The sequence below is a fragment of the Arthrobacter sp. 92 genome, from assembly GCF_050260325.1.
Lineage (GTDB): Bacteria > Actinomycetota > Actinomycetes > Actinomycetales > Micrococcaceae > Arthrobacter.
Window position 1 is genome coordinate 2,740,285 of sequence record NZ_CP189863.1, and the last position, 21,604, is coordinate 2,761,888.

Below are 21,604 nucleotides of genomic sequence, written 5' to 3' on the forward strand. Positions count from 1 at the left end.
TGTTTCTCGTCTTCATCTCATGTCTCGCCGGCGGCGACTATCACTGTGAAAGCGGGGCCGTCAGACGTCGAAGATTTCCGGCCCGAGTCCGCTCGGCGATTCTTCCCCGGGCCGTGCGGACAGGAAGCCATAACTCCGCTCGTTCAATTCCCAGGCGGGAACTCCCGTCAGCACCGGGCATCCCGGCAATTCGAAACAGCGCGGGCAGTGGTCCGGTTCCGCGACAGCGTGAAGGTATAGACCATGTCCGAGGGAAGGAAGCGGAAGCAAGCATTCCGTTGCGGCGTGGGGAAATGTGGAGCGATTGCTCAGGAAGCGAGGATATCCAGTACCCCGGCCCGAGAGGGAGTCATCGGCACCCGGAATCCGGTCTGGTTCTCGTGCGGGGACCGGGTGCCGGGTGCCGAACCCGTCAGATCGGTAACGAGGCCCATGCCGGCGGATTCGCGCAGCGCTGCAATGCCGGCGGCAGCCTCCCGCTTGTCCTCAAAAGTTGCCGACACGGCCAGCACGGCCCCATCGGCGTCAAGCAGCCGGAATCTGAACCGCATCTGCTCATCTACGAATACCTCAAATCCACCGGTCATGTGCTGTCCTGGCCTTCCTGAGGGCGGCAAAATACCGCCGGTCCGCTGCCCGATGACCCCGCCCGGATCCGGCGCGGCGCTGAGCCGTGACCGGACGGAGTGGATTGCGGCCGTCGTGGAGCCGCAGATAACGATCAGACCATCGGACGCGGCCAGGCGGCTAGGGCCAAAAGGCCCGGGCCGTAGACCGGCCTGCTTCGGTCCCGTCCCACCCAAAAATCGCGGGAGCGATCCTCCTGGCGCAATGCGCAAGGGCCCAAGGGCCCGTAGGCGGTGTCCCGCCGGGCGGTAGGCTGGGAAGGGCGGACGACGTCGTCCGCAGCGACCGGCGCCGGGCGCCCGTGGAACCAACAGCAAAGGCGAAGAAAAGCACATGGCAACAGGAACAGTGAAATGGTTCAACTCCGAAAAGGGCTTCGGATTCCTCAGCAACGACGACGGCTCCGCGGATGTCTTTGCCCATTACTCCGCCATCGCCAGCAGCGGCTACCGCTCCCTGGAGGAGAACCAGAAAGTCCAGTTCGACGTGGTCCAGGGCCCAAAGGGGCCCCAGGCGGAAAACATTCACCCGCTCTAGGCCCACCTCCCGGCCGGAAAGCACCTTCCTCTGCAACGAAGGCGGCACGGTCAAAGCGGTCGCTTTCCTCCTCTTGGTCGCACCGATCCTGCCAGCAGTGGCCATCGCGCCCTTCATGGTGAGCCGCTCGGGTGGCGGCCAAAGCCTTACCCGGATTGCCGCCGCGTCCCGCTAAGCCGGGCCGCATTCTCACCTTGATGAAGTCCTCGATGCGGTGCAGGCCGGCCCCGGAGGCACTGCGGGAGCCGGCCCCGCATTCGTCGGTGAAACCGCCGCTGGCAGAACATCAGATCCGGAGGGAACTACGGTCCGGTGGAATGGCAGGTCACGGCGCTGTCACTCCAAGCGGGGACCGCACCCCTTCCTCAGCCTGCGTCCGATCTGCGGAGCGCGGAGTGCGCACGCCCACGACAAGCAGGTACAGGACCATCCAGATCTCTGCGATGGCGGGCACTATACTCAGGTAGCCGTGAATCTGCTCAGCAAGTCCGGGGAGCAGGAATGCCACGACGACGTCAGCCAGGTAGCTGACCGTGGCGAGTACCAGCACGACGCCCAATATTTTTGGAAACAGCCTCGACCTGTAGGCTAGATATCCCAACGGGGCCAGCCATAGGCCGAAGAAGACCTGGGCGGCAAGAATAGCGAAATGCTGGATTTCCAGCAGGAGCAGCACGAGCGCGCTGGCCCCTGAGGGCCCGAAGCCCCCCGCGTAGGAACTGTCCGTTGCGACCTGCATCGCCACGAACGTGAAGACGGCACTGATGGAGATGATGCTGGCGGCGACGATCACTGCCACCATCATCAGGCGGGCCGCGTGCTTGCCAACGTGCTTGAGCAACAGGTAAAGCGTCACCGCGGTAAGCAGGAAGAACACCGCATCCGTGAGGTGGGCGACGACGCCAAAGCGCATGAGCCCCTCGTTGGCCGCCACGTTCGCGGATGTGGCGGCCGCGTCTCCGGCGACATACAAGGAGGGATCGACGAAGCCCTCAGAGAAGCCTCCCGTAATGCCCACGACAAGGTAAAAGACCCCCGCGATCGTTGCCAGTCGCTTGGGCGAGACCGGCGCGGACCCCGGGGGCTGATCAGTAAATATTCCGTTTGGAGATTTCACGATGTTCCTTTCGGGTCTGGAACGTGGACGTCGCCACCTCATGCGTACAATGTATATCTGGACACGTACAAAGTACACAGCCGGGTCGAAGGTATCTTTGATTGTCGACAGAACAGAGGAGTGTCCATGACGGCGATGAAGAATGAGAATCCTCGCCCAGCCCTTAGCAGACACCGTGTGGTGCATGCGGCAATTCAGCATGCAGATTCAGCCGGGCTAGACGCGCTGACCATGAGGCAGGTCGCCGGGATGCTTCAGGTCGCTCCGATGGCCCTGTATCGCCACATCTCAAATAGAGACGACCTTATTGATGCGATGATCGATGTCCTGTTCAGCGAAATCGCCCTTCCCCTAGGCAGCGCCCACTGGAAAACAGCAATGCGAGACCGGGCGCTGTCACTTCGCGATGTCCTCGCGCGCCACCGCTGGGCCATCGGCCTGATGGAGTCCCGGAGACGTCCTGGGCCGAGCAACCTGCGCCATCACGACGCGGTCATCGGCAAGCTACGCTCAGCAGGCTTCGACCTCGCGATGGTGGCCCACGCCTACTCACTCCTCGACGGTTACATCTACGGATACGCCCTGACGAAGATGAACATCCCATTCGAAACCACAGACGAGATGGCTGCGATGGCCCATGACATGTTCGAGCCGTTCCCCGCCAACGACTATCCGAACCTGGCAGAATTCGTCACGGACCACGTTATGAAGCCCGGCTACGACTACGGAGGGGAATTCGAGTACGGACTCGACCTGATCCTACGCGGACTGGAAGAGGCACTCGCCGGCCAGTGACAAGCTCTGCACTCTTCGGGACGATCCTCTCCGGTGTGGGGCCGGGACACGAATTCAGACGCCCTTAAGGCCTCACAGGTTTGACAGGCGCCGACGTTCACATCGTCGGGCATTTCTGGTCTCGCGATCACTCGTCGGATCGTTGCGCGCCCGTCGACAGCGGTTGACGAGATTGATGCCAATTTTCAGGCTGATCAGCTCAGCGGGTGTGTCGCGAATGGCCCGTGCCGTGAACTGATCAAAGAGCGCGCTGCCGCCGAAGCCCAGGTTCGTCAGATCGGCGCCCCCCCAACCGTGCGGCGACCGCCGGCCAAATCGCCGTCGGACGGGTGGCATTGGACCGGTGACTGATTGAACTGCTGTGGTGCAGCCATCTCGGCCTCCGGACGGAGGCGTGGATTGCACCGAAGCATTGGTGCGAAGTGAAATGAGTTCCGTCATCTCGTTGTGAGGCAACCAGAGCTCAATGTCCTTGGTTCCCTCCGGGAGGTCAACGAATCGACTCGTGCACGAAGGACCGGCCACCTCACCGGCGGCTCCTGTGGCCATGTCGATCGTCACGGTGGTGCCGCCACCGGTCACGGAGCTGCCGAGGACTTGGCCATTCACGACAAGGTCGATCACTCCGTCAGGCCGTGCCGGGAGACCGGTGTACGCCCACCGGGAGCGCAGGGTTTCGAGCTCCACGGCGGTGGCGTTCGTGCGGAAGGCGAGCCGCACACCAGCTGGTTGAGACTCCGCCATGAACAACTGCGGGTCATCGGTCTGGACGCGTGCCCTTGCCGGGAGCCGATGGGGCAGGACCCCTCGGCCGGTCTGCTCCAGTTCAAGGGCGCCTGAAGAAGTCAGCGGGAATTGGCGTTGTGGTGGTCCAGTTATCGCTTGACATGCTCTCGTCATTCCCGGTCTTCGGATGCGCCCGATGGCGGGTGTGCCGCGGGCCGGCGCTCCCGGGGGCCGTGTCGGAATCGAGCCGCAGTTGCATGGCTGCGAAGCGCCCAGGATGCTCCCGGGCATAGTCCCGATAGGAGTTCCCCAGAGCCGCGAGAGCGGCCTCACGGGAGCGGCCGGCCACAGCCTCGGACGCACGATCCGCGAGCTCGGCGAGGGCGACCAGCGCAACGCGGGCCTTGAGGTCCGCGGAGTTCACAACGTGCGAATACAGACTCGCCGGCTTCACGTTGAATCGCCGCGCCAGCCCGGCAACTGTCACCTGCTCAAAGCCGATCTCGTCGGCAAGCTCAGCCCCTGCCCGTGCCAGGCGGTCAGCGGTAAGGCCTGCTCGTGCCACGGCCGGCTTCTCCATTCCTCGTAGCAGGCCATTGCCTACGATCTATAGGCAGACGGGCTGCCGCCGTCGAGACCTCCCCGGTCCCCGCAGCCGAGGAAAAGCTGACCATTTCGGTGTGTGACGGCTATAAGCAGAAGCGGCGGTGTCCACTGGGTCCCCGCCACTTCTGGCTCTGCGACAAGGAGTACTTTGTTAGGTTGGTGCTGGTCCACGGCGGCGTCCCGGCCGTGAGGTGGTTGTGACGCATCCGCGCTGGTCATCCGCTGTGAGTCTCCGGTGGCTGCCGGTCACCCCCAATGATGATCGGCAGCCACCGGGCACGAAATCCGTATGCGGGATGTCAACTTCGCCACGCGAGGCGTCGAGGATTGGTGTCTCAGGCAGGCAGACGACGAGGTCGTACGCAGTCGGGCTGGGGGCTGGGATCTCCGGCAGTGAACCCGGTGCGACGCCGCGTCGGGCCGGTGGCCCGCGCATGGGCTCTGCAATTCTGCACGGCCGGGGGTGAGGGGCCGTGCGGCGGGTCCCTGGCTGTGCCGAGGGGATGGAGAGCCCTCACGGACCCGGCGTCCACCCGGATCGGGTCGGCACCGGGGGGCGGGCAGTCTGGTCCGAAATGTGCGATGTGGCAGCGCCTTCCCGCACAGCCTCGACACCTTTAACCGCTGCAGTGATGTCGGGATAAGTTCTTGAGAGGGCCAGCACCATCCCGTTCCCGTCAACGAGCCGTAGGAGAAACCCTCCTCCGTCGCCGCGGACGATCTCAAATGTACCGGGCGTTGAGCGACAGGGAAGTTCATCGACGGGAACGGGGTCGGGCCCGGCCGGCGCCGGGACAAATGTCCGGTCCCGATACACGTGTGCGCGGTTGGCGGCGAAAGGCAGGCCCTGGGAATACTTCGGCATGGTAACTCCACGATGAGGTTCCAATGGCCGCGTCCTAGCCTCCTTTGACTATACGGCACCGGGACAGCCCGGGAATTCGCCGGGCCACGATTGCAGTAGGCGGGATGCTGCCGTGTCTGCAGAATCAACGACAGCCCACGCTGTCCCAAGTTAGAACATTGCGGCTGTCATTGATCTGGAACGCTGTGTCGAGACTGCCGCGGACGTGCTCGGCGAAGTCAGAGCAATTATTTCTTTGCTGCTCGATGCGGGCAATTCGGTCTGGCTGTTGTCCCGTTCGCCACGCAATTCGTACAGATGCCCTGGGTAAGGACCGACGCCGTCACCAACCGCCGCGCGTCGGCGTATGTCCCTTTCGGGCGTCGTCGGGCATCGGCATTTCCGCGCGCAGGCCGAGGAGCCGGATGGGACGGCCCGCTTCGATTCCCGCGGCGAGGTCCAAGGCCCGCGCGAGGATTTCGTTCCGGTCGAATGTCTCGGGAATCTTCCTCGCGTGGGTCTGGGTGAGAAACGGCGCGTACCGAATCTTGAGGGTCAGACCCACCACGGGCCGTCCTTCGGCCGCAACATCCTCAAGGACACGCGCCGTGAGCTCCCGTACGGCGTGCTCCACCTGGGCGGGCTCGATCAGGTCCCGCTGGAAGGTGGTCTCCCGGCTATGCCCGCGGGCAACCCAAGGGGCGTCATCCACAACACTGGCACCGTCCCCGCGTCCCAGCTCCGCGTACCAAGGACCCATCCTGGGGCCGAACTCCGGGACCAGATCCTGGGGGTCGGACGCGGCCAGCTCGGCGACCGTGTTGATGCCGAGTTTGGCCAGCCGGGCCGACACTTTGGTTCCGACCCCCCACAGGTCCCTCGTGGGCCGGCTGCCCATGACGTCGAGCCAGTTCCCGGCCGTGAGACGGAAGACGCCGCCCGGCTTGCCGAAACCGGTGGCGACTTTGGCCCGGACCAGGGTGTCGCCGATGCCAACGCTGCAATGCAGCCGCGTCCGCTCCAGGACGGCCGCCTGCACCTGCCGGGCGTAAGCTTCCGGATCGGCTGTCTCGATGCCTACAAACGCTTCATCCCAACCCAGCACCTGCACGGTGGCGCCGGGCTGCGCGCGCAGGACATCCATCACCGTTTCAGACGCCGCGAGGTAAGCCTCCTGATCGACGGGCAGGATCACGGCGTCCGGCACTTTCCGGGCCGCAATGCGCAAGGGCATTCCGGAACCCACGCCGAACGCCCTGGCCTCGTAGGACGCGGTCGACACCACAGCCCGTTCCATGGGGTCGCCCCGACCGCCAACAATGATCGGCCTGCCCGCAAGCTCCGGGCGCCGGAGCACTTCGACCGCCGCGATGAACTGATCGAGATCGACGTGCAGGATCCACCGGATTCCGTTCACGCCACTAGTCTGCCCTAAACACCCCTGGCAAGCATCGGCTTTTCCCCGGGTGGGCCGCTGAGCCGGCCCTAACCAACGCCGGAAGGGCCCGTTCCAATAGCCCAAAGTGGACATGATCATGCTGCAACGCTTCTTCGCTGATGGCCCTACAACCGAGACTCCCGCTGAGCGGATACCGCGTGAAGCCGCTTCTGCACAGTCCAGGAATCCCTGCACGCCCTACGCTTGGCTCTGGGCGGGCGGGACGCGCAGACTGCCGTACCTCTCCATTCGGTGCCACCGCAGGTGCACACCGGCCAAGGCAGTGACCACTGACTGGATGACGACCAGATACATGAGCTGCCGGTAGACAAACTGCTGAAGAGGGAGCGTCCACAGCGGGCGAAGCCGTTCATTGTCGAGGCGGAACGCGTAGGCAGCCATGAGGAATTGAACCCCAAGGAAGACGAGCCAGAGCATCCCGATCCGGACTGGATCAAGGAAGATCAGGCCGTAGATGGCGAAGACGTCCACCACCGGTGCGAACAGTGGCAGCAACACCTGTAGTACGAGCAGATAGCCAAGGCCACGCCGCCCGAGCTTGCCGGCCGCTCCGCCCTGCAGGACGGCGCCGCGGTGCTTCCACATGGCCTGAAGAGTGCCATAGCACCAGCGGTACCGCTGCTTCCAGAGCGCCTCGAGACTCTCGGGTGCCTCGGTCCAGGCTCTCGCGTTGTCCTGGTACACAACGCGCCAGCCGTCGCGGCACAGAGACATGGTCAAGTCCGTGTCCTCCGCAAGCGTGTCATCGCTGACTCCACCAACACGGAGCAATGCATCACGGCGGAAGGCACCAATGGCACCCGGGACGGTGGGCATGCACTCCGCGACGTCGAACAGCCTGCGGTCCAGATTGAAGCCGACGACGTACTCGATGTGCTGCCAGGCCCCGAGGATTCCTCCGCGGTTGGCGATCTTGGTGTTCCCCGAAATTGCGCCCACCTGTGGGTTGGCGAAGGGCTGGATGAGGGCATGCACTGTTTCCGGTTCGAAGACTGTGTCACCGTCGACCATCACCACAAGATCGTGGTTGGCAGCGGCAAGCCCGGCATTCAAGGCGGACGGCTTGCCCCCGTTCTCCTTCCGGATCAACGTGACCCCCGGCAGGCCGAGCCCTGCCACGATTTCTGCGGTGCCGTCGGTCGACCCGTCGTCGACCACGATGATCTCAACCGGATGGGTCGAGGCGGCAATGGATCGAACCGCGGCTTCGATGCCGGCCGCTTCGTCGTACGCGGGGACAATGACGCTGACGGGCTCGATGATCTCAGGCCGGACCGGCACGTCTACCCGGCGCCGGCTGCGGCCGGCGGCCCTGGAGCGGCGTGCCGCTTTCGTGTGGCGCGCCGCGAATCCGACCACGAGGACGGCCCGGATGACCGTCACGGCCCCGGCCGCTACGAGAGCCCACGAGATGGCGGTGATGACGAAGTCGCTGACCCGGATACCCCAAACCAGCGCGGTTCCGCTGATCCGCTCGCCCACCGACGCGTTCCGCATGCTCGTAATCCCGACGGCGTCGCCCGCCGTCGTGACCCGGTAGCCCTGGTCCGCGAACTTCGTGAGGGCGGAATCGAGCGCGGCGACGGTCTGCTCCCGGTCACCACCGCCGTCGTGCATCAGGAGGACCTGGCCCTGCGGGCCGGACGGGGCAAGGTTCCGCTCGATCGTGGCAACGCCGGGCCGCTGCCAGTCCTCGCTGTCCTTGGTGGTGAGCACGGTGAGGTAGCCCTGGTCTGCGGCTGCGCGCATCGCTGACCAGGTACCGTCCCGGACGGCGTCGTTCTCAGAGCTGTACGGCGGCCGCAGGAGCGTCGCAGCGCGGCCGGTGATGCCCGCGATCGCCTGCTGGTCAGCCTGTACCTCGAGCTGCTGGCGCCAAGGCGGGGCGCTTCCGAGGTCCGCGTGGGTCAGTGTGTGGACGCCGATCTCGTTGCCGTCAGCGAGGATGCTGCGGACCAGGTCGGGATTGTCGATCGCAGCCGAACCGACCACGAAAAACGTGGCATGGACATGGTGCTTCCGGAGGACGTCGAGGATCTGGGGCGTCCAGACCGGGTCCGGGCCGTCGTCGAATGTCAAGGCCAGCGTGTGGTCCGTGGGGCCCACGGTGCGGACGGCCCCGCCCCGGGCGTCGACCACTGGGTCGCCGTGGGACACCGCGTCCGGGACCGTCTTGGCGGAGCCTCCCCCGGGAACGGAATCATCGGCGATCCCGGCCATGTGATGCATGTATCCCTGCACTGTGAGGGCAACACCCAGCCCAAACAGGACGGCCGTCAGGATGAACCAATGAGCCCATACACGCGCCGGAACAGCACCCTTGCCCGGGCGAGGTACTCTCACGGGTGCGGCGGAGCTGACGGCCGCGTGGTCTGGCCCGGCGCCGTCCCGCTCTTGCCCGCCGCCGTCCCGCTCATGCCCGGCGCTGTGGGCGCCGTGCTCGGCGCGGGGGTGGCAACGGGCGCCGCTGGTTGCACTGCTGCAGTCCCGATCGGCGGTGCCGGCGGAACGGTCGAAGCCGGAGCCTGGGCAGCGGTCACCGGGGACTGGACAACGGCTCGCGCTACGGGCTCGGCCGATCGAGGTTCACTAGCTTGGGGCCCAACTGCGGGAGAGGACGGTGCCACTGGGGATGCCGGAAGATCGCGGGCCGCCGGAGCGGCCGGCAGAGGTAGGAAAGGCGCGGCGACGTTGGAGCCGCCGATGAATGCCACCAGCAGGAGGATGACATATCCCGCCACGAGCCCGAGGGCCCCAAGGCCGATAAGCTTCACCCGCCGCAGGCGCCGACCCGAGGCATCGACGAAGACCGGCCCACGCCGAGACGCGGGCCACTGATCGGACGATTCCTCAAAAGCTTCCATTGGGCATCAACCTTAGTGGCTCGCATTCCGAATCCAAAAATACACCGTGTGGCCTGTCTGTCGCCGATCTTCAGTCCCGAAAAGGCAACAAATCGTACGGTAGCCCGTCAGTCGTTCCGCAGGGCCGGCCCTTGCTCACCAGTCCAAACTCTGGGACCAGGGCTGGTGTTCTTGCGGCTTCAGGGAGGGAGTAGCCGTGCCCCATACCACCGGCCGGGCTTCCCGCTCGGAACGCGGCAGTGCCGGTGTAGAGCCCCATCGCAGTGCCCTCGGACCCGCAGGGCGGACGACGGCTGAAGCCCGTGCGAAGCCGGCAACCTTAAGGAAGCCGGCAACCTTAAGCTTGAAGACATGACCACGGCCACTGACGCCCCGCAAACCTTCGGCCCACGTGTCGTCGAGGCGGTGCAGACACTCAATCCGGGGTACTTCGCCCTCACCATGGCCAGCGGGATCATGTCGGTGGGGCTTGAGCTTGAAGGCTTCCACGCACTTTCCGCGGCATTCCTAGTCATCTGTGCGCTCTCCTACGCAGTGATCCTGATTCTGAACGTTCTCCGTCTGATCATGTTCCGCGCTGATATGCGCCACGACTTCCTGGACCCCGGGCGCGCGTTCGGCTTCTTGACTTTCATTGCTGGAACGAATGTGTTCGGAGTCCGGCTCGGGATGGCGGGGTGGCCCCGCACCACGGAGCTGCTCTTCGTGATTGCGGTGCTCGCCTGGCTGGCGCTCGGCTACATTGTGCCGTGGACGGCTGTGCTCGGCCGCGAGGAACGGCCCGTGGTCAAGGACGCCAACGGCACCTGGTTCATCTGGTGCGTTGCGAGCCAGTCCGTGTCGGTCGCGGCCGCCTCCATCGAGCCCCTCGCCGCGCCGGACTGGCGCGCGGCTTTGGCCCTCGCCGCCGTCGTGGCATGGTCGGTGGGGCTCATCCTGTACGCCGCGGTGGGGATCTTCGTCTCGCTGCGGCTCATGACCTACCCCATCCGGGCCGAGGACCTGCGCCCGCAGTACTTCGTGGCCATGGGGGCCATGGCCATCAGCGTCCTCGCCGGCGCACGGATCGTCGAGATGGCCGATGCGCCCATGGTGGATGCGACGCGGGGGCTCGTGGCCGGCGCCTCCGTCGTGTTCTGGGCCTTCGCTTCCTGGCTCTTCCCCGTGCTCCTCGCGGCCGGGTGGTGGCGGCACGTGATCCATCGTGTGCCGCTGTCCTACGAACCCGGCCTCTGGAGCGTCATCTTCCCTCTCGGCATGTACGCCGTTGCCGGGATTTATCTGGGGCGCGCCGATCATCTGCCCCTTGTGGCGGCGATTGGCCGCATGGAGCTGTGGCTGGCTGTTGCAGCATTCCTCCTCACTCTTGCCGGGATGCTCTGGCACCTGTGGGCTACACTCGTCCGCCCACGGCTGCAGCGCGCTGGCTGAGTACGGATGCCCCTGGGGCCGTTCGACCGCGCGGAGCCCCGCGAAACAATCAGGAAAAAATCTGACAATAGCCCTTTGCCAAGATCCATAGATCCTATAGGGTCTTCGATTAGCGGGCGCCGTCGGCGATGACGGGCCCTGTCCAAGAACACAAAGGGGTGGGTTGTGGCAACAGGGACCGTTCAATCAAAGCCGCACGAATCGGCTGTTCGCAGGACCATCAAGAATCTGCGCTGGTGGATTCTGGGCTGGGCACTGCTGGCCGGGATCGTGAACTACATGGACCGGAGCGCCATTGCCATCGCCGCGCCGGAAATGATCAAGCAGCTCGCGCTCACCAAAACGGACATCGGTTTGCTGGGAACGGTGTTTTCCTGGGTTTACGCCTTTAGCCAGTTGCCGGCAGGCTGGCTGATCGACAAGCTCGGCGCGCGGCGCATGTACTTCATCGCCATAGCGCTGTGGAGCGTCTCCACCGCGCTGATGGCGCTTGGCAGTAAAATGTGGCAATTCATCACTTTCCGGGCCCTGCTCGGCATCACGGAGGCACCCAACAGCCCGGCGTCGGCCAAAGTCACCGCGGAGTGGTTCCCCCGGACGGAGCGCGCGCAGGCCACCGCCGTCTGGGACAGCGGCTCCAAGTGGGGACCCGCGATCGCACCGCCCATCCTCACTGCGATCCTGCTCGGTTTCGGCTGGCAGGCCATCTTCGTCTTCCTCGGCATCATCGGGCTAGTGCTGGCCCTTGGCTTCTTCGTCTTCTACCGCTCGCCGGAGGAGCACCGCAGGCTCTCCGCGGAGGAGTTCAAGCTCATCCAGCGGGACCGGACCGAGAGGGCCGTTTCTCCCGCCAGCGCGTCCTGGTTCGCCTTGTTCAAGCACCGTCAGGTCTGGGGGCTCATGGCAGGTTTCTTCTGCGTGATCTGGATATGGAATCTGTTCATCGTCTTCCTGCCCCTGTATCTGCAGCAAGCACGGGGCGTCAGCATCGCCAACACGGGCTTCCTTGCGGCCGTCCCGTACCTCGTGGCGGCCGTCATGGGCCTGATCGGCGGCTACATCATCACGCGGTACTCCCGTCGTCCGGGAACGAGCCCACTGGCCGCCAAGCGCCACGTCATGGTGGCCGCCTCGATTGCCTCCGGCGTTCTGGTTTGCCTTGTGCCCTTCATCAGCGATCTCACCCTCTCCATGGTGGTGCTCAGTATCGCGATGGGGTGCATTGCCACTATGACCTCTGCTGCCTGGGCCATGCCTGGTGACATTGTTGACACACGGCAAGTTGCGTCTCTGGGTGCGATCATGAACTTCGGCGGCTACTTCGGCGGCGCGTTCTCCCCGCTGATTGCCGGAGTGATCGCCGACGCAACTGGCTCGTACACTCCCTCCTTCGTCCTGGGTGGCGTCATCGCCGCGCTGGCGGCGGTCGCGTACATCGGGCTGGTGCGCCACCCGATCGGTGCCGAACGCAAGCCGGAGGTAGTCGAAGCATGAGCCAGCGGACACCGTTCCGTGTCGCCATCACCGCCGATGCCGTCCGGCCAGACGGCACTTCGATCCATGGCGACCTGGGCCTTGAACGGTTGACGAACGCGGGTGTCCAGTGGCATGTACTGCCCAGTTACGAGAATCCGATCCCTCGCCCGCATCTTCAAGGGGCGGATGCCGTGCTTTCGCTCGGCCACATCAACTTCGGTGAGGAGACACTGGCCGCGGCACCGGGACTGAAACTGGTTGCCCGGTTCGGGGCCGGCTACGACAGCATCGACCTCGACGCCTGCACTCGGGCCGGGGTCTTGGTGACGAATACGCCGGCGGCGGTGCGCAAGCCGCTCGCCGCCGCCGGCCTCACCCTGGTCCTCGCCCTCGCGCACCGGCTGCTCGCCAAGGACCGGTTGACCCGCGCCTCCCGCTGGGAGGACCGGGAACGGCACCGGGGTTCGTCTATAGACGGTGCCACGCTCGGTATCGTCGGATTTGGGAGTGTGGGGGCGGAACTGGCACGAATAGCGGCTCCGCTCGGACTCAAGCTACTGGGCAACAACCGCAGCGGCCGCCATCCTGAGGCCGACGAGCTCGGCGTGAAGCTGGTGGGCCTCGAGGAGCTGCTGGTGGCGTCGGACTACGTGGTGTTGTGCGCCGCGCTTACCCCTGAGACGGAGAACCTCATCGGACAGCGGGAGCTGGAACTGATGAAGCCCTCGGCCTTTCTGGTCAACATCGGCCGGGGCAGACTGGTGGACACGGACGCGTTGCGCGCCGCCCTGCGGCGGGAGCGGATCGCCGGAGCGGGGCTGGATGTCTTCGAGCCCGAGCCGCTGGCGGCCGACGACGAGCTCCTCCAGATGGAAAACGTGGTGCTCTCGCCGCACTCACTGTGCTGGACCGCGGATTTCACGCGTGACGTCTCAGCCAGCGCGCTTCAAGCCATCCTCGACGTCGCTGCTGGCCGCCGTCCGCGCAACCTGCTCAACCCCGAGGCCTGGCCGGCGGCGCACGATGCCGAGTCGGTCCAGCAGGGCGATACGTTCTCTTCCTGGCCTCGGCCATAGTCGCCGACTCTCCTGGTCACGCCTCCGGACTTCCCCTTAGTCATCTCATGACCGCGTGTCCACGCCGGCGGCGTTGGACCGCTCGATCAGGGCCGTGGCGGTGAATTCCGGTCCGTGGCCGACTTTTCTATCGGGAGCCCTGCTGCCTTCCACTCGGGGAAGCCCTCCTCAAGCCTTGTGGCGAGACGCCCCTCGTCCGTGAGCAGCCGCACGGCCTCGTCCGCATATAGGCAGTACGGTCCGCGGCAGTAAGCGACGATCTCGCTCCCCCGGGGAACCTCGCGCAGTCGAGACTTAACGTCCGAGAAGGGCACGGAAAGCGCACCGGGGATATGTCCGGCGACGTACTCTGGCTGCGGCCGCACGTCCAGCACAACGACGTCGCCCTGCCGCAGCCGCAGCAGCAGTTCGTCGCGCGTGATCATGCTCAGGCCGGCGCGATCGCCGACGTAGGCGCGGACCAGATCGCCCAGCTCCCCGGAGTGCGCTTCGGCTGTCTCCCGAAGTGCTCGCCACAGTCGCTCCACTGCCGGGCTGGCAAGGGAGTAGTAGATCCGTGCCCCCGAGCGTCGGGAGCAGACAAGGCCGGCCCGCAGCAAGCGCTGCAGGTGCTGGGACGTGTTGGCCATGCTTTGGTGGATCTCTGCGGCCAACTCCTCAACCGACCGCTCGCCCTGGGCGAGGATGTCGATCAGCTGCGCCCTCCTGCCGCTCCCCAACGCCTTGCCAGCTTCCACGAGGGCGTCGAAGAGCGCATCCTTTTCCTGCTGGTCGCGCAATCGCTCCTCCTATTCAAGACTTCTCTTGACAAGCCTAGCGTCAGGGGATTCTTATTCAAGTACCTACTTGAATAAGAAAGGGGGTGGTGGCCGTGTCCACCATCCAAACTCCCCAAGGGGAACAGTCCCGCCTCCGGACAGGAGCCGTTCTCATGACTCTGGCCGGGCTGGCCTTCGTAGGGTACGCCGTAATCTTCTTGGTACTTAACTTCACGGACACCTTTCTCGAGCTGGGCATCGGCCCCGATCAAGTGGACAAGGGGAAGGCCGAGATCGAGGCGTTCAGCCCGCAGCTTTATCACTACATAAGCCATCTGCACATCGCGCTCAGCGGCTTCATCGCCGCGACCGGGCTGGCCGTCGCAGGCCTGTCCTGGTACGGGGTGCGCCGCGGAGAACGGTGGGCCTTTGTCACAGCCGTCATCGTCCCGGTCGTCGGGCTCGCCGTGGCCCTCCCCGCGCACTACCCATGGGGTCTGGCCACCCTTGGGCACCTCGGCCTGATCTACCTCGCCGTCCTCATTTTCCTGGTAGGGGTCGTGGCAGCCTACAGCGGGATGCGAAGCTCCGCCCTGACACACCACTGACCCCCCGACGGCGACTGAATTCAGCCACAACAAGAGGAAGGCAGTCGCGGCTGATGGACAGTCGGACCACGATTATGGCCGGCCCCTCAACCCGCGGACGAAGGGTGCTTTTCCCAGGGCCGTCCGTTCGAGCTGGTCCACCAGCTGCACGTCCACCCGGGTTTCCCCGGCGCCGGCTTTGTTCAGCGTGCCGGCGACGGCGGCGCGGACCCCCGCAACGGAAGCACCGGGCGCGAGGCCTGCAAGGAGGACCCGAAGCCCGGAGGGTTCCTGGATGACCTGCCACCCAGCGGCGGCGGCTTGGTCCAGGACATGGTGGAAGACGATCGGGTGGATGCTGACCGGTCCTTGTCCTTGCCTGCCCGGCAGTTGCAGCACGTCTTCGAGCCGGCCCTCAATGTCCTCCAGGAGGGCGAAGGACCGCCCGCAGGGGCAACCCCGACCGCCAAGTCGGACGGCGTCGGACATTTCGTAGCGGATCAATGGCAGGGTCCGGGAGAACAGGACGGTGACGAGGAGCTTCGCCCCGGCCGTCCCAGGCGGGACCGGGTTCCCGGCTTGGTCCACGGGTTCGATGATCAGCAGGTCCTCGTAGAGGTGGCGGTTCCGGTAGGTGCAAGGGGAGGCGATTCCGGCCGTTTCGGTGGCGACATAGACATCGAAGGGGGCGCTTCCCCAAGCCGCCTCCAGTTCCGAGGCCGTCTGCGGGGTAAGGACTTCGGAGGCGGACATGATGCCCTGCGGGGAGATGCGCAACCGACCGGCCCGCTGCTCTGCCGCCAGGGGTCTAAGTGCTGAGGCGTAGCCAACCAGGACCCGGGGCTGGAAGCGGTTCAGCGCATGGACCGTCTCGACCATGGGCGCGGTGACGTCCAGGCGGAGGGTGGGGACGAGCCCGGAGCGGAAGGATGCACCCACCACGGCGGACTGGTGCGTCGGGACGCGGGAGCTCACCAGCGCCATTTTCAGCGGCCGGGTCAGCCCGGCGGAGATCCCGGCCCAGTCGTTAGCGCGGGCGTAGGACGCCAGGACCGTCTCCCATTCGGACCGATTCCAGACGAAGGTCCCGCGCCGGCCTGTGGTTCCGGCCGTTGCCGCCGCCCACCACCGGCCTTTCCACGGTACCGCGGGATCCCCGTCGCTCTCCGTCAGGGACCGAAGATGGTTCTCCAGGTCCGCGAGCCGCACGTCCGGTGTGGTGACGGCCTCGTCGAAGTGGTCCATCAGGTCCGCTTTGGTCACGGACGGCAGCTGGTCCAGGGGGGCCTCGTGCAGGCCGGCGTGATGGCGCCGGTAGAACTCTGAGCCGGCGTAGGTGGCGCGGCGCAGTTCCTGCAGGGCGTGGTCCTGGTGGGCGGTGATCCGGGCCGGGTCCCAGTGGTCCCTTCTCCGCCACGCGGCCCGGAGGAACAGCACCCGGGCGATGAGGCGGATGTCCATGGACCGTGTGGCCTAGCGGTTCCCCGCCGGGGCCAGGGGCCGGGACGGGCGCGCGGCGGTGGCCTCGGGTGTTTCGGGCCGGGGAAGCCGGAGCCTCTTGAGCAACAGGGCGTTGACGGCGACCAGGAAGCTGGACCCGGACATCGACAGGGCGGCGATCTCGGGACTGAGGACGATCCCGGCAAACGCGAAGACCCCTGCGGCGATGGGCAGCGCTATCGCGTTGTACCCCACGGCCCAGCCCAGGTTCTGGCGCATCTTCCGCAGGGTGGCTTTGCCGATCCGCAGGGCGATCGGCACATCCAGCGGGTCCGAGCGCATCAGCACGACGTCGGCCGTTTCGATCGCCACATCGGTGCCGGCACCGATCGCGATGCCAAGGTCGGCCTGGGCCAGGGCCGGTGCGTCGTTGACACCGTCGCCGACCATGGCGACCCTGCCGCGTTGCTGCAGCTCGGCGATTTTCGCCGATTTGTCCCCGGGGAGCACCTCGGCGATGACAGTGTCGATGCCGAGCTGGCCCGCGATCCTCCGGGCGGTGGCTTCGTTGTCCCCGGTGAGCATGACGACCTCGATCCCGGCCTCGTGCAGGGCCGCGACGGCGGCGCCCGCGGTTTCCCTCGCGGCGTCCGCCAGTGCGATCACCGCCGCGGCCCTGCCGTCCACGGCGACGAGCACGGCTGTCCGTCCAGTGGCGGCAAGCTCGTCGCGCACTGCGGCCAGCGGACCCAGGTCAATCCCTTCGCCGGCCATGAGTCTGCGGTTGCCCACCAGGACACGGCGGCCGTCCACACTCGCCCCGGCCCCGTGGCCGGGAACGTTCAGGAAATCCGTGGCCGCCAGGACCGGTGCGCCGTTTTCGCGGGCGTGCCGGACCACTGCCGCAGCGAGCGGGTGTTCGGATTCCTGCTCGACGGCGGCGGCCAGGGCCAGGAGCTCGTTTTCGCCGATACCGTCGACCACGACGTCGGTTACTTCCGGTTCGCCCTTGGTCAGGGTGCCGGTCTTGTCCATCACGACGGTGTCGATCCGGGCGGAGACCTCCAGGGCGGTGGCGTTCTTGAACAGGACTCCCCGTTTGGCCCCGAGCCCGGTGCCGACCATGATGGCCGTTGGCGTGGCAAGACCCAACGCGTCGGGGCAGGTAATCACGACAACAGTGATGGCGAACAGCAGGGCTGCCTGGACGCCGGCTCCGAAGGCCAGCCAGGCGGCGAACGTAATAGTGCCGCCGATCAGGGCGACCAGGACCAGCCAGAACGCCGCCCGGTCGGCCAGCCGCTGGCCGGGGGCCTTGGAGTTTTGGGCTTCCTGGACGAGCGCCACGATTTGGGCCAGCGCGGTGTCGGCTCCGACCCTGGTGGCCCGGACCCGCATCGTGCCGGTGGTGTTGATGGACGCCCCGATCACTTCCGAGCCGGCGGTCTTGGTCACCGGAAGGCTCTCGCCGGTGACCATGGACTCATCGACCTCCGACTGGCCGTCCTCAACTTCCCCGTCGACGGGGATTTTCGATCCGGGCCGGATCAGCAGCAGGTCCCCCGTCTGGACTTCTGAGGTGGGTATCTCGACCGTGCCGCCATCGCGGATCACCACCGCTACCGGCGGAGCAAGCTCAAGCAGTGTCCGGATTGCCTCATTCGCCCCGCCTCTGGCGCGCATCTCGAACCAGTGGCCCAGCAGCACGAAGGCCGCCAGGACGGTGGCGGCTTCGTAGAAGACTTCACCGCCGCCGGTGAGGGTGACCCAGACACTGTAAAGCCAACCGGTGCCCACGGCGATGCCAACCAGGACCATCATGTCCAGCGTGCGTGCCCTCAGCGCGCGGTAGGCGCCGTCGAAAAAGATCCACGCCGAGTAGAAGATGACCGGAAGGGAAAGGATCAAGGCCATGACGTCGTCACGGAGCCCGAACGGGGTGGGGGCCGTGAAGCCGAACATGTTCCGGCCCATCGGAGACCAAAGAGTCACCCCGATGGAGAGGACCGCCGCGACCAGGAACCGGTTGCGCATGTCTTTCACCATGTCATCCATCGACAATCCGGCGTGGTGTCCGCCGTGGCCCATCATCTCCTGGGGGGTCCGGGGCATCTCACCGTGCGGGCCCGTGCCGTGGCCGGCGTGGAGGTCCGCCGGCGGATGGGCATGCTCCACGAGGGGTTCGGCCGCTTCCGGCGCGTGACCCGGGCGCATTCGCTGGTGGTCGTGCTCCGCCGGGCGCACCTGCTCCTGTGGATGTGCCGCGCCCGGGTGGATGTGCCCGGAAGGCGGATGGCCGCCGCCCGTTTCCCTGGGCGCCCCGGCGGCGCGCACGGGTTCTTCTTCCATGGGGCAGCAGACGTGGTCTGGGACCGATTCGCCCCGGCAGTGGTATCCGCAGTCCCGCACCCACCCGGAGATCTGCTCCACGGAGGTCACCGACGGGTCAAAGCTCACGGAAGCGGTCTGGGCGACCGGGTTCGCCTCGACGGCGGCCACCCCGGGCCGCTGCAGCAGCACGTGCTCGACGACCGCTTTGGAGGTGGCCCACTGCAGGCCCCGGACCTCGACCACGACGCTCTTCAGAGGTGTGCTCACTGCTCCTCCTTCGGCACCATGGCTGCCGGACGGTCCGTCCGGACAGCCGACAGGCCGGCGTTCGGGGCAGATGCGGGTCGGGGTCCGGGCTTCGGGTCAGCAGGCATGACGCCTCCTTTGGCAGGAAGGGTTTCTGGCAGGGGCAGCGGGTTCCCACCCGTTGCTGGACCTTCACTGCGTAGGGGCTTCGCCCAGGACGTCGTTTTCCGGTTACCCCAAAACCTATACCCCCAGGGGGTATGCGTCAAGGTTTCCGTCCGGGCCTGGCGGGCGTTCACGCTCCACGGCCGCGGCGGAGGGCGGCCAGCCGGGCGGTGTACTCGTTCTCGTCGATTTCACCGCGGGCAAAGCGTTCCGCGAGCAGATTCTCCGCGGCTCCCGGGCCCGGAGCTCCGCCCTCGTACCTGCGGCCGCCGGCTCGCGTATAACGGGCAATGAGGATGACAGCGGTGATGACGGCGCCCCAAAACAGCACAAAGCTCACACCCATCATGAGGTAGCCCCAGAGGCCCATGCCCCCGTCCCAATACATCATCGCTTCCTCCTGCCTGCATGCGGGCACGCCAGTGCCCCTGCGGTTCACTATCGTCCAGTCCGGATTCCGTCGTCAGAGTCTTTGGTCCCCCTGCCGGGGCCTGTCCGGGGGCGGGGTGGATGGCGCGCCAGCCACAGCGAGGCCAGGACCAGTCCGGCGCCGGCCGCTGCCCACGGCGAGGACCGTTCCCCCAGGGAAGAACAGGGAGACGCCGATGCCGGCGACGGGCACCCGCACCGTCCAGGCGTTCAGAAGGTCCAGACGCGACCGCCGGGGCTTCACCGAACCAGGCCAGGGACGCCGCCACCGTCCCTTCGAGTGACAGGAACAACGCCGCCGCCATCAGTGACCGGAGGGCCGCGGACCACAGCAGGGGCGCATCCTGCAGGCCCAGCCTGGTGGTCAGGAAACACAGACCTCACGCCGGTCATGGACACATCCACGTAGGGATTCAGCTGCTGTTCGCGCCGCAGCTCAATGCCCAGACAGGGACGGAAACGGAATCCGGTGCAGCCTCGTTGTACGGCCGGTAACCTTGAACGGAAAGCCCGCAACGAACGAAAGGACCGTCTTGACCGCACCGGCACACGCCCCCGCGATCGCGTCACTTCGCCGTGCGGGCCTGTTCGCCGCGGTCCTGGCCCTGATTGCCGGTATTTTCGGCATGCACGTCATGACCGCCACCCACACCATGCACTCCCCCGCCGCGGCAGCGCCGGCTGTCAGCTCCCAGCACGAATCATCCTCTACCGGGCGCATGGGAGCACATGTTCCCGGGACCTCCGCTTCCGCTACGGGCATGCCCGGGATGCCGGATAAGGCAGATACCCGGACCGTGCAATGCACGGATACGGGCAACTGCACCAGCATGCAGCCCATGACCGGGGCCTGCACCCCGTCGGCGAAGACCGGCTCCCTGGCCGCACCGCTGCCAGGGACAGGAATCATCGCCCGGACCATCAACACCGGCCCGGCCGGCACGGTCAGCGCGCGGTGGGCCTATCTTCCCGGCAGTCCTTCACCGGGCGAGCTCTGCATCAGCAGAACGTAAAACAGGGCCCGACGCCGTGACCTGGCCGGCGCCCATCCCTGCCCGACACTCCATTGGAGCCGTCGGACGCATCATCGATGCTCACCCTCCCCCTGGCGCGCCCATGCGCCCGCCGATATCTTATAGGACTCAAAACACATGATGAACAAGAAGCTTCTGACCCTTTCCGCGGCCGCCATCGCCGCGGCGATCGCCCTCGCCGGATGCTCAACCGGCTCTAATGCCATATCCAGCAGCCCGGCCTCCGCCGGCAGTTCCATGCCGGGAATGGGCTCGGGAATGATGTCCAGCAGTGCACCGGCCGCCGCGGCCGAGCACAACGCGGCCGACACCATGTTCGCCCAGGGAATGATCCCGCACCACGAACAAGCCGTGGAAATGAGCCAGATGATGCTCGGTAAGAAGGACATCCCGGCGGCCGTGACTGACCTTGCCACCAGGATCAAGGCCGCCCAGGCCCCGGAGATCGAAACGATGACCGGCTGGCTCAAGAGCTGGAACGAATCCGCGACCATGGGCGCCGGGCACACCATGGACGGGATGATGGGCGATGACGACCTGAAGCAACTCGAAGCGGCCCAGGGCACCGAAGCGGCCAAGCTCTTCCTGAAGCAGATGGTTGCCCATCACCAGGGAGCGGTGACCATGGCCAAGACCGAAACCTCCCAGGGCAAGAACCCCGACGCGATCAATCTGAGCCAAAACATCGTGACGGCGCAGGAAGCTGAAATCAAGGATATGCAGGACCTGCTGGCCACCCTGTAACCGGCGTCCGCCGCCGGCCCGCCACGGGCCGGCGGCGTTCCCCAGCGACCTGCCCGGGGCCCACATTCACGGCCTGAGCGTCAACAGCAAAACCGGCCAGGTGCTTCTGGCCACGCACGACGGCCTGTTCGACGTCCCGAAACGGCCCGCCACTAAAATCGGCGCCACCAACGACCTGATGGGCTTCACCGCCGGCACCGACCACGGCGTCCTCTACGGCGGAGCGCGGGCCGGCCACCCCGGGCCCTGATGGCACTACCACTACCCGCCGGGCCGTTGGGCCCTGTTCCGGGAAACGATGCGAACGTAGGG

At 66.1% G+C, this 21,604-nt stretch carries 20 protein-coding genes; 9 read left to right on the forward strand and 11 right to left on the reverse strand.

The features are described 5' to 3' along the window. Positions 1-308 precede the first annotated feature (308 nt). Positions 309-587 carry a YegP family protein gene (locus ACP4XC_RS12575; RefSeq protein ID WP_427170089.1) on the reverse strand — a complete coding sequence of 93 codons (279 nt, stop codon included), beginning with the start codon at positions 585-587 and terminating at the stop codon, positions 309-311. Positions 588-960: 373 nt separating this feature from the next. Here ACP4XC_RS12575 and ACP4XC_RS12580 point away from each other — a divergent pair, with 373 nt between their 5' ends. Next, positions 961-1,164, forward strand: a complete 204-nt coding sequence (locus ACP4XC_RS12580) for a cold-shock protein (RefSeq protein ID WP_427170091.1) — start codon at positions 961-963, stop codon at positions 1,162-1,164. Positions 1,165-1,489: 325 nt separating this feature from the next. On the opposite strand, the gene ACP4XC_RS12585 is transcribed toward ACP4XC_RS12580, so the two are convergent. Continuing rightward, complete coding sequence (locus ACP4XC_RS12585) at positions 1,490-2,281, reverse strand: DUF4386 domain-containing protein (RefSeq protein ID WP_427170093.1); 792 nt, start codon at positions 2,279-2,281, stop codon at positions 1,490-1,492. A 231-nt stretch (positions 2,282-2,512) separates the two neighbouring features. Here ACP4XC_RS12585 and ACP4XC_RS12590 point away from each other — a divergent pair, with 231 nt between their 5' ends. After that, positions 2,513-3,076, forward strand: coding sequence for a TetR/AcrR family transcriptional regulator C-terminal domain-containing protein (locus ACP4XC_RS12590; protein WP_427170095.1), 564 nt, complete (start codon positions 2,513-2,515; stop codon positions 3,074-3,076). Between the two features lie 72 nt (positions 3,077-3,148). On the opposite strand, the gene ACP4XC_RS12595 is transcribed toward ACP4XC_RS12590, so the two are convergent. From ACP4XC_RS12595 to ACP4XC_RS12615, 5 genes are all read right to left on the reverse strand, one after another. Next, the gene (locus ACP4XC_RS12595; RefSeq protein ID WP_427170098.1) at positions 3,149-3,700 is read right to left on the reverse strand and encodes a hypothetical protein; all 552 of its coding nucleotides are present in this window, start codon (positions 3,698-3,700) and stop codon (positions 3,149-3,151) included. A 202-nt stretch (positions 3,701-3,902) separates the two neighbouring features. Continuing rightward, complete coding sequence (locus ACP4XC_RS12600; protein ID WP_427170100.1) at positions 3,903-4,367, reverse strand: TetR/AcrR family transcriptional regulator; 465 nt, start codon at positions 4,365-4,367, stop codon at positions 3,903-3,905. 555 nt (positions 4,368-4,922) lie between these two features. Continuing rightward, complete coding sequence (locus ACP4XC_RS12605; RefSeq protein ID WP_427170103.1) at positions 4,923-5,273, reverse strand: YegP family protein; 351 nt, start codon at positions 5,271-5,273, stop codon at positions 4,923-4,925. Between the two features lie 322 nt (positions 5,274-5,595). Continuing rightward, positions 5,596-6,651, reverse strand: a complete 1,056-nt coding sequence (locus tag ACP4XC_RS12610; RefSeq protein WP_427175103.1) for a DNA polymerase IV — start codon at positions 6,649-6,651, stop codon at positions 5,596-5,598. A 237-nt stretch (positions 6,652-6,888) separates the two neighbouring features. Then, positions 6,889-8,940 (reverse strand): bifunctional polysaccharide deacetylase/glycosyltransferase family 2 protein, encoded by a 2,052-nt coding sequence (locus ACP4XC_RS12615; RefSeq protein ID WP_427170105.1) that lies wholly within the window; start codon positions 8,938-8,940, stop codon positions 6,889-6,891. 986 nt (positions 8,941-9,926) lie between these two features. On the opposite strand from ACP4XC_RS12615, the gene ACP4XC_RS12620 reads away from it, so the two are divergent. From ACP4XC_RS12620 to ACP4XC_RS12630, 3 genes are all read left to right on the forward strand, one after another. Next, positions 9,927-11,006: a tellurite resistance/C4-dicarboxylate transporter family protein gene (locus ACP4XC_RS12620; RefSeq protein WP_427170107.1), complete on the forward strand. Its 1,080-nt coding sequence runs from the start codon at positions 9,927-9,929 to the stop codon at positions 11,004-11,006. Between the two features lie 165 nt (positions 11,007-11,171). Next, complete coding sequence (locus ACP4XC_RS12625) at positions 11,172-12,500, forward strand: MFS transporter (RefSeq protein ID WP_427170109.1); 1,329 nt, start codon at positions 11,172-11,174, stop codon at positions 12,498-12,500. Then, positions 12,497-13,558, forward strand: coding sequence for a 2-hydroxyacid dehydrogenase (locus ACP4XC_RS12630; RefSeq protein ID WP_427170111.1), 1,062 nt, complete (start codon positions 12,497-12,499; stop codon positions 13,556-13,558). Before ACP4XC_RS12625 ends, ACP4XC_RS12630 begins: the two co-directional genes overlap by 4 nt. A gap of 86 nt (positions 13,559-13,644) precedes the next feature. Here ACP4XC_RS12630 and ACP4XC_RS12635 read toward each other — a convergent pair whose 3' ends face one another. After that, on the reverse strand, positions 13,645-14,337 hold the full coding sequence (locus ACP4XC_RS12635; protein ID WP_427170113.1) for an ArsR/SmtB family transcription factor: 693 nt from the start codon (positions 14,335-14,337) through the stop codon (positions 13,645-13,647). Between the two features lie 152 nt (positions 14,338-14,489). Between ACP4XC_RS12635 and ACP4XC_RS12640 the strand changes: the two genes are divergently transcribed. Further along, positions 14,490-14,924, forward strand: coding sequence for a hypothetical protein (locus ACP4XC_RS12640; protein WP_427170115.1), 435 nt, complete (start codon positions 14,490-14,492; stop codon positions 14,922-14,924). Between the two features lie 72 nt (positions 14,925-14,996). Here the strand turns inward: ACP4XC_RS12640 and ACP4XC_RS12645 are convergent, their stop codons facing one another. From ACP4XC_RS12645 to ACP4XC_RS12655, 3 genes are all read right to left on the reverse strand, one after another. Continuing rightward, the gene (locus ACP4XC_RS12645; protein WP_427170117.1) at positions 14,997-16,364 is read right to left on the reverse strand and encodes a phenylacetate--CoA ligase family protein; all 1,368 of its coding nucleotides are present in this window, start codon (positions 16,362-16,364) and stop codon (positions 14,997-14,999) included. 12 nt (positions 16,365-16,376) lie between these two features. After that, positions 16,377-18,941 (reverse strand): heavy metal translocating P-type ATPase, encoded by a 2,565-nt coding sequence (locus tag ACP4XC_RS12650; protein ID WP_427170119.1) that lies wholly within the window; start codon positions 18,939-18,941, stop codon positions 16,377-16,379. 274 nt (positions 18,942-19,215) lie between these two features. Further along, a complete protein-coding gene (locus ACP4XC_RS12655; protein WP_427170121.1) occupies positions 19,216-19,476 on the reverse strand; it encodes an SHOCT domain-containing protein in 261 nt (86 codons plus the stop codon). Positions 19,477-20,047: 571 nt separating this feature from the next. On the opposite strand from ACP4XC_RS12655, the gene ACP4XC_RS12660 reads away from it, so the two are divergent. The 3 genes from ACP4XC_RS12660 (at position 20,048) to ACP4XC_RS12670 (ending at position 21,542) form a co-directional block, all read left to right on the forward strand. Continuing rightward, on the forward strand, positions 20,048-20,527 hold the full coding sequence (locus ACP4XC_RS12660) for a hypothetical protein (RefSeq protein WP_427170123.1): 480 nt from the start codon (positions 20,048-20,050) through the stop codon (positions 20,525-20,527). A gap of 138 nt (positions 20,528-20,665) precedes the next feature. Further along, positions 20,666-21,292, forward strand: coding sequence for a DUF305 domain-containing protein (locus tag ACP4XC_RS12665; RefSeq protein ID WP_427170125.1), 627 nt, complete (start codon positions 20,666-20,668; stop codon positions 21,290-21,292). A gap of 100 nt (positions 21,293-21,392) precedes the next feature. Beyond that, on the forward strand, positions 21,393-21,542 hold the full coding sequence (locus ACP4XC_RS12670; RefSeq protein WP_427170127.1) for a hypothetical protein: 150 nt from the start codon (positions 21,393-21,395) through the stop codon (positions 21,540-21,542). Positions 21,543-21,604 lie beyond the last annotated feature (62 nt).